Raw genomic sequence first — 12,409 nt, 5'->3', positions numbered from 1 at the left:
CCAAGAGGTTTATATCGAGCTTATAGTGTAAATATAACGATGTGGTAGGGAAATGAAAAGGTGATAAATATATTTTTTCATATATACTGAGAAACTATGCAGAACGAAAAAAGAATGGTATACTATAGATATGCAACTCTCTCCGGTAGAGAAAACCTATTTGCTGGCCCTGGCCCGCAGGACCATCGAACGGGCCCTCCAGCGCCAGGCGGTGCATATCCCCGTACAGGAAATTCTCCCCTATCCGGCGGACCTTGTTTCACAGGTTTCCGCAGGGGCCTCTGCTTTGAAAACCCCCTCTGGGGCCTTTGTAACCCTCGAAAAGGGAAAGGCCCTCCGGGGCTGTATCGGCCGGATGGTAGCGGTCCGGCCCCTTGAGGAAACCGTGCGGGACATGGCCCTAGAGGCCGCCTTTGAAGATCCCCGATTCCCGCCCTTGAGTGAAGAAGAACTCCCCCGATGTAGCATCGAAATTTCGGTCCTTTCTCCCCTTGAGCGCTGCGACAACCCGAAGGATGTGGTGGTGGGTCATCATGGGCTCTACCTGATACATCGGGGCCGGGCGGGGGTTTTGCTCCCCCAGGTTCCCGTAGAGCAAGGATGGAATCGAGAGGAATTTTTAGACTACCTCTGTCGCAAGGCAGGCCTTCCACCGGGGTCCTATCAAGAGCCGGGAGCGGAACTGTATACCTTTACCGCCACGGTGTTCAGTGAAGTTTAACCCGCCACGACAAAGAGGAGTGTCTCAATTATAAAGGAATTATTTCTTTATCGAAATCCCATACAATCCAACGAGGGAAGAAAATACTTTCCGCGACATGAGGGACTCGAACCCCCTACCTACTGCTTAGAAGGCAGTTGCTCTATCCTGATGAGCTAATGTCGCTCTTCTCATCCGGGTCTTTTAAGACAAGACCAAGAGATATTTGTATGTGCCATGGACGTACCGCCTTTGTCAAGTCGTATAATCTTACCCCGCCGATCTAAACCGGCAGACTTATAACTTTTTTCTATAGAGGGTACTGCACAAAAAGATAAACTGTGCTATGCTTTTCCACTATCATGCATTACAGAGGACATATTGCACAGTATTCGGTGTGGCGCACTGTGTTCAAGGCTTTGAAGCATAAAAAAATTCGTCAGGCCGGACTTCGCTGCCTTGGGCGGGCCCTGCGAGACTTCTTTGGGCTCCAGTACTGGGCGGTTCTCCATCGGGGAAAAATTCCAGTCAGTCAGGTAGATCATCCACTGGACCAGGAGATTCCCTTTGTTCCTGAAAAGGTAAACATCTACCTGGACTTTGTCTTTTTCTGGATCCGGTCAGTAGGTTTTCTTCTCGATCGGTATGGCCCCTCCGCCGAAGAGGAAATAGCAGCCTTTGTAGATTCCATGGGAAGGCTCTATTCTTTCGCAGCAGAGGTATACCGGCACAATCTTTCCACCACCCAGCGCCCCCGGTATTTAAAACATCCTCGCTTCATTCTGATTCATTTCCTGGATCCTCATCTGATGTGCATTCCGAGTCTCCATGTGATGGTGGTGGTCCACGCATGGAAACAATTCGAGGCCTTCCTGAACCGTCATGAGGACCAGGAGCTTTTTACCTCCCATATCCAAGAACTGCACCAGGGGGCCCGGGCTATTAGCGCTTCTATTCTTTTTGTAAAACAGCACAGCATTAACTGCGTCCCCGCGGCCCTGTATGCCTTAACCTGTTACGATGAAAGCCTGTGGTCAGCCGAGGAAGCCCATGATTTTATCGAAGAACTGCTCACTGAAGAACCAGGGATTTCACCGGAAGCCAAAGAAAACATCCAGCAGTTTATGAAAAAGCAGTACGATTCTTTCTTGCAAGAAAAGAGGAATTCCCAGGTAACCCCATTTTGGGGAAAACCGCTCCTTGATTTTTTACAGTCCCAGCCTCGAGTACGCTAACCCTATTGTTTCGGTGAAAGATAATAGATTTTCCTGAGGTTCTTGAATTTTATAGGTTTCCCTCTTATCATCTACTCTACACCAGACTCAAAGAATCCCTTTTACAGGGCTTTCTATCACAAAGGCAAGGCCCGGGAAGGTTTTCCCCCTCAGGCTCGTGATATTGTTATGCTCAGGAGGTTTTCTATGAATAATGAAATCACCATCCAATTTGCAAATGGCACAGAAATACGAAGCCCCTATGGGACCCGTGTAGAAAGCCTCCTTGAATATTTTGAACCCAGCGATGTCCCCATTGTGGCCGCCAAGGCAAACAATGAAGTGGTGGCCCTTTCCCATCGCCTTGAGATAAATGTCCGGCTTGAACCGGTAACCCTGCGGGATCCCGAGGGGGTAGTAATGTATCGCCGTTCCCTCTCGTTCCTCCTCGCCCTTGCGGCACGGGATGTGTTCCCTAATCGAAACCTGTATGTAGGGCATTCCCTGGGACACAGCTACTACTACAGCTTTGGGGATGAACAGCCCCCCACCGCAGAAGAAATCGATCGTCTTGAAAAAACCATGAAGGCCCTTGTGGCTGAGGATATTCCTATCCGTTTCTTTTACCTCTCCTATGCGGATGCCCTCCGGTACTTTACGGAAACGGGACAAACCGATACGGCCCTGCTTCTGGAACAGCGCAGTGAAGCCCTGGTTCCCGTCAATGAATGTCGGGGCTTCATGGATCTCTGTATCGCCCCCTTGCTCCCCCGGACGGGGCTCATGGAAGTGTTTGGGCTCCTCCCCTATGAACAGGGCTTATTACTCCGGTACCCCCCTGCCGGGTGGCCCCTGAAACTGGCTGAACTAGAACAAAACACCAAACTCTTTGCGGTGTATAAAGAATATAAAAAATGGGGTCGTATTGTGGGGGTCCACGCGGTAGGAAACCTGAACACCCTGGTAGCCAACAGAAAGATAAAGGACTTTATTCAAATTGCCGAGGCCTTCCAGGCAAAGAAACTTGCAGAAATCGCAGACCAAATTTACGAGCGTCAGGACAAAGTAAAAATGGTGCTCATTGCGGGGCCTTCAAGTTCGGGGAAAACCACCACCGCCAAGCGCCTGGCCATTCAGTTGAAGGTGCTTGGTATTGATCCCATCCCTATCAGTCTTGATGATTATTACGTAAACCATGACAAAACACCCCTCGATGAAGAAGGGAAACCCGATTACGAGTGCCTTGAGGCCCTGGATGTGGAATACCTTAACGAACAGCTCCTGGCACTCTTCCAGGGTGAGGAAGTAGAGATTCCCTCCTACGATTTTAAGAGCGGCATGCGTCGGGCCGGGGGACGAAAAATCAAGATGGGAAACCGTTCCATGCTGATCGTGGAAGGAATTCACGGCTTAAATGACCGACTTACCCCCCACATTCCCCGGGAACAGAAATTTAAATTGTATGTTTCGGCCCTTACCCAACTTAATCTAGACGACCATAACCGGGTATCTACCAGCGATAACCGTCTTATCCGTCGAATGGTCCGGGACTACCAGTTCCGGGGTAACTCCGCCCAGGGGACCCTGCGTATGTGGCCCAGTGTTCAACGGGGAGAAAAAAAGCATATCTTCCCTTTCCAGGAAAGTGCCGATGTGGCCTTTAACTCTGCCCTGGATTATGAGCTTTCAGTTCTGAAAGTATACGCAGAACCCCTCCTGCGGTCGATAAAACCCACCATGCCCGAATATGGAGAGGCGGTTCGGCTTCTATCGTTTCTGGAAAATTTTGCGCCCATTCCCAGCCATTACGTTCCAGGACAAAGCATCCTGAGGGAATTCATTGGGGAAAGCGAGTTTAAGTATTAACGGTCGCTTGAGGCGGCAGGGACTGATCTTGCTTCCCCGAGGGGAAGGATCTTTGGGGACGGCGTATAGAAAAGCAGAAAGCACGGTCCCTTTCACAAGCTCCTTTCTTCAGGGGCATCAGAAAGGAGGGGTCTTTTCCTTCCCCCGAGGTCATCGAGGAGCCGGGTTTCTTCTTTGAAAAGTTCTTTCCTGTACTGGGAATGTTTTTTTTCTTTAAGTTTTTCTACCACCCGTTTATCCCGACTCGCCTCCAGGTAATTCTGGCGAGCCCGTTCAACGTTCTGGGATGCAATCGCCATGGCTTCCAGGAGTTTTTCCTTCTGTTGATCTAATCGTAACAAGTATAATTCCAGATGGCGCAGCTCTGCCACCGAATGGGGATGGGAAAACCGTTCCCGGGCCACCTGAACCCGTTCTTCCGCCAGGGAAGCAAGCCGCCGTTCCAATTCAGAAAGTTCTCCAATAGCCCGGGCGAGTTCCCGTTCGGCCTCTTCCTCGGCAAAGCGGCGAAGTTCCAGAAGTTTTTCAAGATTAAAGCGAAAACGTTTCAAAACCGTCCCTTTTCAAGGTCGGGAATTTCCATCCCTGCCACCTTCCCTAAAAAGGAAAGGGTCTCGGAAAGGGACGATTTTTCTTCAATTCCCTGGATAAGGAACTCATCGATGGAAGCTTTTTTTGCTATTGCTTCGTCGATACCGGGGTTGCTCCCCATCTTGTAGGCCCCCACATTGATAAGGTCCTCCGCCTCTGCATAGGTTGCCAGGAGGCGTCGGATATAACCGGCGGCTTTTTTGGTTACCGGCCCGGCCAATACCGGCGCAAGCCGGGACACACTGGCAAGGACATCCACCGCCGGATAGTGATTTTGCTGGGCAAGCCGCCGGGAAAGCACAATGTGGCCATCTAAGATTCCCCGCACCGTGTCGGCGATGGGTTCATCCATGTCGTCCCCTTCCACAAGGATCGTATAAAAGCCGGTGATGGTTCCCTTTTCGGAGGTTCCACAACGTTCCAGGAGCCGGGGCATGGAATCGAACACACTGGGGGTATAGCCCCGGGTTGCGGGGGGTTCCCCAATGGCAAGACCAATTTCCCGCTGGGCCCGGGCAAAACGGGTTACCGAATCAAAAAGGAGCATCACATCAAGCCCCTGATCCCGAAAATACTCGGCAATGGCGGTGGCCACGTAAGCCCCCCGGAGCCGGGCAAGGGGAGGGGCACTCGAAGGGGAAACCACAATAACCGAACGGGCAAGGCCTTCCGGTCCCAGATCGTTTTCTATAAAATCGTTTACCTCGCGGCCCCGCTCACCGATAAGGGCCACCACGTTTACATCCGCGCTGGTATTGCGGGCAATCATACCGAGGAGGGTAGACTTTCCCACCCCGGAGCCCGCAAAGATCCCTAGCCGCTGCCCCTTTCCTACCGGTAAAAGACCATCAATTACCCGGACGCCCGTCGCAACCTGCTGGGTAATCCGCTTCCGTTTAATCGGGTCTGGAGGTTCTGCGATAGCGGGATATGAATGGGTCGCTTCGATAGCTCCTTTCCCATCGGTGGGCCGCCCCAGGGCATCCAGCACCCTGCCAAGGAGTTTCTTGGAAACAGGCACAGAAAGGAGTTCCCCCGTTGCCACCACCCGATTGCCCACCTCGATGCCGGTGGTATCCTCAAAGGCCATGAGTTGGACCGTCTCGCCCCGCAGGCCTACCACCTCCGCCTGAATAACCCCCCGCCCTTTCGGTACATCGATGCGGCAGAGTTCGCCAATAATTGCCTGAGGCCCCCGGCTTTCTATCAAAAGGCCCTGGACCCGGATAACCCGACCAATACATTTAATGGGATCAAGTCGTTCTGTAGCCTCTAGGTATTTTTCAATAATTGATTCGGTTGCCGCCATTCAGCACCTCGGGGGTTCTATTGGGCATCCACCGGGGTAGTGCGGGCCCGGGCTTTAATAGGCGAAAGTTCGAGAATCTTCTGCTCCAGTTCTGCCAGCTGACTTGCAATGCGGGCATCGATCTCGCCAAAGTCAGTTTCGATAATACAACCGCCCTGGTCTACCGTGGAGTCTTCGACAACCTGAATATTCTTTACCCCTTCGATAAGCTGGATAAATTCTTTGATATGTTCGCTCGTAACCTTGAGATCCTCAAGATTCACCCGAATAATGATATCGCCCCGGCCCTTTACCTTTCGGAGGGCCTGCACCACGTTGGAAATTACCACGTTCCGCTGATTTTCGCTGATAACCTTTATCACCTTCCGGGCGATGAGGAGCACCAGATCGATGATTTGCTGCTCCGTTTCGGCCAGAATCTCGGCCCGTTTTTCCTGGGCCCGCTCTAATACTACATGGAGCCGCTCCACAAGGCGCTGGGCCTCGGCCTTACCTTCCGCAAAGCCCGCTTCCTTACCCGCCGCAAAGCCCTCCTGATAGGCCCGCTTCCGTTCCTCTTCAAGGGTCGAACGGATCTGAGTCTCCAGGTCCTTTATCTTCCGTTCCGCCTCCGCCACAATCCGGGCGGCCTCATCTTCAGCCTGGCGCTTAATCAACTGGGCCTGATCAGTTTTTCGTTTTACTTCTTGAAAGGCCGCCTGTTCTGCTTCTTTAACAATAGCTTCCGCTTCCGCCCGGGCCGCGGCAATCATGGCTTCCCGTTCCTGCTCCCACTGGGCCCGGAAGGCCTCTGCCTCCTGGCGAAGCTCCTCCACGGTGGGACCGGTGTAGACCTCTTCCACCGATTCAAGTTGAGCTTCCTTTTCCCCTCCGCCAAGCGGAGCACCAGTTCCCCCGGCGCCCGTTCCCGGCAAGGGTTCTAACACCACCGGCTTGGGCTGGATAATGATTTCGGTCGGGCGAAATACGGTTTTTGCCATACCTTATACCACCAGTTCGTCTTCCCCGGAGCGGGCCACAACGATTTCGCCCGTATCTTCCAGGTGACGAATAATAGAAACGATTTTCTGCTGGGCCTCCTCTACATCCTTTAAGCGGATCGGTCCCATGTATTCCATATCTTCCTTGAGCATGCTGGCGGCCCGCTTGGACATGTTCCGGAAGATCTTGTCCTGAACCTCCGTATCCACTGCCTTGAGGGCCTTGGCCAATTCCTGGGAGTCCACTTCCCGAAGCACCTTCTGAATGGCCCGATCGTCCAGCATAACGATATCTTCGAAAACGAACATCCGTTTCTTGATTTCCTCGGCCAATTCGGGGTCCTCTTCTTCCAGGGCCTCGATAATCTGCTTTTCAGAAGAACGATCTACCAGGTTTAGAATTTCCACGATGCTTTCTACACCACCGGCGGCGGTGTAGTCTTCGCTGGAAAGGGTGGAAAGCTTTTTCTCCAGTACCCGCTCAACCTCCCGCAAAACCTCCGGGCTTGTACGGTCCATGGTAGCGATGCGCCGGGCCACGTCGCTACGCATCTCGTGGGGAAGGCTCTGAAGGATCACCGAGGCCTTATTGGGTTCCAGGTATGCTAGGATAAGGGCAATGGTCTGGGGATGCTCTTGCTGAATAAAGTTAAGCAGATGGGCGGGATCAGTACGCCGGATAAAATCGAAGGGTCGCACCTGGAGGCTGCTGGTAAGCCGGTTAATAATTTCGATGGCCTTCTGGCTCCCCAGGGATTTTTCCAACAGTTCCCGGGCATAGTCGATACCGCCGGTGGTGATAAATTCGCTGGCCATCATGAGTTCCTGGAACTCCATGAGGACCGCATCCTTCTGTTCCGGCTCTATGGTTTCAAGGCGGGCGATTTCAAAGGTGAGGGTTTCTATTTCATCTTCCCGCAGGTGTTTAAAAATTTCCGCCGAAATTTCCGATCCTATGGTAACCAGGAATATGGCCGCCTTTTGGCGCCCCGTCAATTCCTTGGAGGATTTTCCCTTCTTACCGGTAGTCGTATGGGTAGTGGTATGGGAAGGTGTCGTGGTGGCCGGCGTTTTAGTTTGTTCTGTGGTGGGCGTACTTGTCTTTGCCATACCCTACTCCTCCATCAACCAGGTCCGAATAAGCTGGGCCACATCTTCGGGGTGTTCCTTTGCCATATTGATGGCATTCTCCTGCAGTTCAAGCCGTTTGCGCTCTTCCACCGACATGGAAACTTCCACCCCCTCTTCTTCGGCCTGCCGGAGGGCGCTTTCTCGCATCATCTGATGCTGGCGAGACAGTTCCTCTTCCCGCAGGCGTCGCCGGCGCTCCAGTTCTCTGCTGACAATCCGGAATATAATAAATGATAACAGAAGGAGGGCGATTCCCGCAAGCAGCAATACCATAGTAGTCTGGAACTGACGCCGCCTGAGGTAGGCCGCATCTTCTTCGGCAAACTGCTTGGTCCGATCAAACTGGATATTCTGGACCGTCACCGAATCCCCCCGGGCTCGGTTGTACCCAATGGCATCCTGGACCAGGGCCTGGGCCTTCTTCAGTTCCTCTTCGGGGATGGGAATATATTCCCGGGCCAGGGAGTTATCGGGGTTGATTATGGGCTCTCCCTTTTCGTTGTATTTTAGCTTCCAGCGTCCATCGATATTCACGGAAACGGTAACCCGATTAATCGTGGGGCTCCGATCTTCCTGGATCTGGCGCCGATTGATTTCCTCGTTCTTGGTAAGGGTTGTCTGTTCCACCTTACCATAAAGATTGGACATGTCCTTAAAGGCAGGAGGGGTCTGGCCCTCCACCCCCGCCGGGCCTTCGGGATTAAAACCGGTTCCTTCCCATTTGGTGGTAGAGGAAGACTGGGACCGGGTAATGGAGGGGGTAATTTCCGAGTCATCGTAGGGGGTATCGGGATTGTCCGGTTTCAAGGTGATGGGGAAGAACTCTTCGGTCTGGATCGATTTTTTCGACATATCCATTTCTATTTTGATGTTCAGGTCCCGCACCCGATCGGGGGTATAGATCTGCTGCAGCGCCTTGAGCACCGCCGCCCGGTACTGGGCCTCCAGGGATTGCACCAGCCGCTGTTCCCGCTTGGTTATTTCGAGCCGATCCAGGTCTGCCATGCCGGCAAAATCGTTGAGCACCAGGCCATTCTGATCGGTGATAACGATGTTCTCGTCCTTAAGGCCCTCCACGGCAAACTTAAGGATCTTCTGAATCCCTTCTATTTTTTTACGGTTCGTGGTGATATCACTTCCCGGTCGAGGGGTGATGATAACACTGGCGGTTACAGGGTTTTGATCCGCCTGAAAGAGTTGCCGTTCGGGCATCACGATGGTTACGTTTGCATCGTCCACATCGTCCAGGGCCTTGATGTGTTCGGTTACCATCTGGGTAATGGAACGACGGAGGTTCACATTGCGCTCAAAGTCGGTGATGGTCCAGCGTTCCCGGTCAAAGATTGCCCAGGGATCAGTGCCTGTGGGAATCAGGTCTTCCCGGATCAGGATCGAACGCATCCGACGGGCGGTCTTTTCATCACTTACCATGATAACCCCCGTGGACGTGACAGAGACCCGCACCCCTTCCTCGTTGAGCCGGGTAATGATCCGATCCCGGGCGGTTTCATCCCGAATCGGCGCATCGATGATGGGCACCATCGAAGGGGCCGACGAAACACCGATAAGAACCGCCACCCCTACCAGGGCCGCCACCACAATCCCGATGAGGATAAGCTTTTGGACCAGGGTCCACTTCCCCCACAGGGTCTTGAGCTGCTCGATAAGCTTTTTAAAAAACTCCATCATGTTCCCCTCCCCAGAAGAACGATTCTTTTATCTATTTCCTTAGCGAGTATTAATCAGTTCTTTCCAGCCCTTCACCACCCGGTCTAAGACCGTTCGAGCGATGTTCAACGAGAGGTTCGCCTTTGCCATGGCGATGGTCACGTCATGGGGGTCCACCGAATCGGGATCGGTCACCATGTCCACCATAAGCTGATCACTGGTAATCTGATCCTGATTCACCGAATCCAGGGCTTTCAGCATGGCATCCTCAAAGGACCCGCTGCGGAGCACCCCCTCTGCTCCAACCTTTTCTCCCAGTTGGGCCAGGGCGGTCCCGCTGGTCCGGAATTCTCCCGTTTTAGGAACCAGGTGCTTCGGGTGGGTTACCACCATGGGGATCTTATCCCCTGTTACCAGTTCGGGCTTATAAATGGTCATCTATTACCTCCCCCCAATTTCCAGGGCCTTCATAAACATGGCTTTTGATCCATTCACGATAGCCGCATTGGCCTCATAGGCCCGGGACGCCGCAATAAGATCTACCATTTCGGTAACGATATTCACGTTGGGCATCTCCACATACCCTGCCCGGGGACCGCTTTTAATCGCATCCGGATGGGTGGGGTCGTACACCAGCCGGGGCGGCGACGTATCCTTTTCTACACCCACTACCCGGACACCCTTGGCGATACCCCCGTCCATCATGTCAGGCAAGAAGGGACTTCGCCAGTAGGGCTGCTGAGCCCGGGGACGAAGAATAACCCGACTCCGGCGGAAGGGTCCCCCTTCGGTGGTCCGGGTGGTGTTGGCGTTGGCAATATTATCGGCGATTACATCGGACCGCAGCCGTTCGGCGGTCATGCCACTGGCGGCGATGTTAATCGAATTAAAAAGCCCCATCGCTTACCTCCTAACGCAACACCAGATTGATCTGTCCAAACTGGAAAGTCTGGGCCTGGGCCATCAGGGTATACATAAGCTGATTCTGCAGGGCCAGCATCATCTCTTCTTCGGGATCCACATTGTTGCCGTTATTTTTGGCGGTGGTCACATAATCCAGGACCCGTCGGGGCTGGACCTCCCGGTAATCCCGTTCCCGCCAATTGGGAATATGCTTGGGGTTGGTCAGGGTGAGTTCCAGAGCGGGCCGTTGCTTTTCGGTTTCCAGGGCCCGCTTAAGTTCGCTTTCAAAATTCACTACCGTGCGTTTAAAATTCGGCACATCCGCATTGGCGATGTTATTGGCTATCACATCCCGTCGGATAAGGCTTGCATCCATGGCACGATGGAGGATGTCTACGGTCTTGGTAAAATCATTCTGTATGGTCATATACCACCTCTCCTTCTCTTATCATCGGCGGTTTTTGTTTCATGGATAAGTCCTCCCTTCCACCGACCACTTCCGCATCTTTCTCAGGGCCTACAAAATGTAGCGCCCTACATCCTGATCCACCACCAGGTGGCGCAGTTTTTCATCCACATAGGCTGCTGTAATGGGAACCCGAGCAGGAGCGATATCGGGGGCCTCAAAAGATAGTTCCTCTAAGAGGGCCTCCATAATGGTATGAAGCCGGCGGGCCCCAATATTCTCCAGCTTGCTATTCACCTCGGCAGCAATAGAGGCGATCCGTTCTATTGCATCGGGGGTAAATTCGATTTCTACCCCTTCCACCGCCAAAAGGTCATGGTACTGCTTGGTAAGGGCGTTTTTAGGTTCCGTAAGGATCCGGAGGAACTCCTCTTTTCCCAGGGGCTCCAGCTCTACCCGCAGGGGGAAACGCCCCTGCAATTCGGGGATAAGGTCCGAGGGTTTACTCACATTGAAAGCCCCGGCCCCAATAAAGAGGATATGCCGGGTGTCCACCGGCCCCCAGCGGGTATTGACCACCGATCCTTCTACAATGGGAAGAATATCCCGTTGCACCCCTTCGCGGGACACATCAGGGCCGCCTACCCGTTCCCCCCGGGAGGCAATCTTATCAATCTCATCAATGAAAACGATACCCATCTGTTCCACCCGTCGACGGGCCTCTTCGATCATCCGGTCCCGATCGATGAGTTTTTCTACCTCTTCCTGGAATATTACCTCCCGGGCCCGTCGTATCGGCAGTTCTTTCTTTTTCTTGCCTACCCCGAACATGCCTACGAGGCCAGTAATGCTATTTTCCAGATCTTCCAGGTTGCCCCCACCCAGGATTTCCATGGCCGGCAGTTGGGGACTTTGCTGGACCATGACCTCCACCAGGCGATCCTCCAGGAGTCCCTGGCGGAGCATGGCCCGGAGTTTTTCCCTGCTGGGGGCTTCCTTATTTACTCCCTCTTCACCCCCAAACAAGGGACTTCCCGGGGCCTCACCTTCGGTCCCCGAAACAAGGAAGGATCCCGGAGCGGAAGGGGATGCTCTCTCTGCTCCTCCGGTTAAACTTGAAAAGAGGGCCCCCAAGGGGTTAGCGGGGGAACTGGTTGTCTTCTTCGATCCCGGCAAGAGAAGATCCAGGAGAATCTCCTCAGTTCGTTTCTCCGCCTCTTCCCGGACCTGTTCCTGCATCTCCTGGCGGACCATCTGAATACCCGCGGCCATCAGATCCCGGATCATGGACTCCACATCCCGCCCGACGTAGCCTACCTCGGTATATTTGGTGGCTTCCACCTTTACAAAGGGGGCCCCGGCGAGTTTGGCAAGACGCCGGGCAATTTCTGTTTTTCCTACGCCGGTGGGGCCAATCATGAGGATATTCTTAGGCGCAATATCGTCCCGCACATCTTCGGGCAATTCGAGTCGCCGCATCCGATTACGGAGCGCCACGGCTACCGCCCGTTTTGCCTTTCGCTGCCCCACGATGTAGGTATCCAGGGCCGCTACAATCTGCCGTGGAGTTAGGCTCCGGGCTAAGCTTATTTCTTTGGTACGCCCATCTGCTTCCTGTATACCATATCGGTTACTTTCCAT

The 12,409-nt window shown here is 53.3% G+C and carries 12 protein-coding genes and 1 tRNA gene; 3 read left to right on the top strand and 10 right to left on the bottom strand.

The features are described 5' to 3' along the window. The first annotated feature begins 130 nt into the window (after positions 1-130). Positions 131-721, top strand: a complete 591-nt coding sequence (gene amrA, locus C5O22_RS00805; protein ID WP_132779186.1) for an AmmeMemoRadiSam system protein A — start codon at positions 131-133, stop codon at positions 719-721. A 91-nt stretch (positions 722-812) separates the two neighbouring features. On the opposite strand, the gene C5O22_RS00800 is transcribed toward amrA, so the two are convergent. Next, positions 813-886: transfer RNA gene (locus C5O22_RS00800), tRNA-Arg, on the bottom strand. 233 nt (positions 887-1,119) lie between these two features. On the opposite strand from C5O22_RS00800, the gene C5O22_RS00795 reads away from it, so the two are divergent. Beyond that, on the top strand, positions 1,120-1,935 hold the full coding sequence (locus tag C5O22_RS00795; protein ID WP_132779183.1) for a hypothetical protein: 816 nt from the start codon (positions 1,120-1,122) through the stop codon (positions 1,933-1,935). Positions 1,936-2,121: 186 nt separating this feature from the next. Beyond that, on the top strand, positions 2,122-3,780 hold the full coding sequence (locus C5O22_RS00790) for a nucleoside kinase (RefSeq protein WP_132779181.1): 1,659 nt from the start codon (positions 2,122-2,124) through the stop codon (positions 3,778-3,780). A gap of 92 nt (positions 3,781-3,872) precedes the next feature. On the opposite strand, the gene fliJ is transcribed toward C5O22_RS00790, so the two are convergent. The 9 genes from fliJ to hslU all read right to left on the bottom strand — a co-directional run bounded on the left by fliJ (position 3,873) and on the right by hslU (position 12,409). After that, entirely contained in the window at positions 3,873-4,331 is a 459-nt protein-coding gene (gene fliJ, locus C5O22_RS00785; protein WP_132779177.1) for a flagellar export protein FliJ, read from the bottom strand. After that, a complete protein-coding gene (locus C5O22_RS00780) occupies positions 4,328-5,680 on the bottom strand; it encodes a FliI/YscN family ATPase (RefSeq protein ID WP_132779175.1) in 1,353 nt (450 codons plus the stop codon). The genes fliJ and C5O22_RS00780 overlap by 4 nt, the downstream gene beginning before the upstream one ends. 17 nt (positions 5,681-5,697) lie before the next feature. Next, positions 5,698-6,660, bottom strand: a complete 963-nt coding sequence (gene fliH, locus C5O22_RS00775; protein ID WP_132779172.1) for a flagellar assembly protein FliH — start codon at positions 6,658-6,660, stop codon at positions 5,698-5,700. A gap of 3 nt (positions 6,661-6,663) precedes the next feature. After that, positions 6,664-7,770: a flagellar motor switch protein FliG gene (fliG, locus tag C5O22_RS00770; protein WP_243692832.1), complete on the bottom strand. Its 1,107-nt coding sequence runs from the start codon at positions 7,768-7,770 to the stop codon at positions 6,664-6,666. A gap of 3 nt (positions 7,771-7,773) precedes the next feature. Continuing rightward, a complete protein-coding gene (fliF, locus tag C5O22_RS00765) occupies positions 7,774-9,480 on the bottom strand; it encodes a flagellar basal-body MS-ring/collar protein FliF (protein WP_132779170.1) in 1,707 nt (568 codons plus the stop codon). A 39-nt stretch (positions 9,481-9,519) separates the two neighbouring features. Continuing rightward, the gene (gene fliE, locus C5O22_RS00760; protein ID WP_132779168.1) at positions 9,520-9,897 is read right to left on the bottom strand and encodes a flagellar hook-basal body complex protein FliE; all 378 of its coding nucleotides are present in this window, start codon (positions 9,895-9,897) and stop codon (positions 9,520-9,522) included. A gap of 3 nt (positions 9,898-9,900) precedes the next feature. Next, a complete protein-coding gene (gene flgC / locus C5O22_RS00755; protein WP_132779166.1) occupies positions 9,901-10,359 on the bottom strand; it encodes a flagellar basal body rod protein FlgC in 459 nt (152 codons plus the stop codon). Positions 10,360-10,369: 10 nt separating this feature from the next. Continuing rightward, complete coding sequence (gene flgB / locus C5O22_RS00750) at positions 10,370-10,789, bottom strand: flagellar basal body rod protein FlgB (protein ID WP_132779164.1); 420 nt, start codon at positions 10,787-10,789, stop codon at positions 10,370-10,372. 90 nt (positions 10,790-10,879) lie between these two features. Further along, a complete protein-coding gene (gene hslU, locus C5O22_RS00745; RefSeq protein ID WP_132779161.1) occupies positions 10,880-12,409 on the bottom strand; it encodes an ATP-dependent protease ATPase subunit HslU in 1,530 nt (509 codons plus the stop codon).

It is taken from the genome of Treponema sp. J25 (assembly GCF_004343725.1).
Lineage (GTDB): Bacteria > Spirochaetota > Spirochaetia > Treponematales > Breznakiellaceae > J25.
Note: the sequence above shows the minus strand (reverse complement) of the source record. Positions and strands in the feature narration are given on the sequence as shown.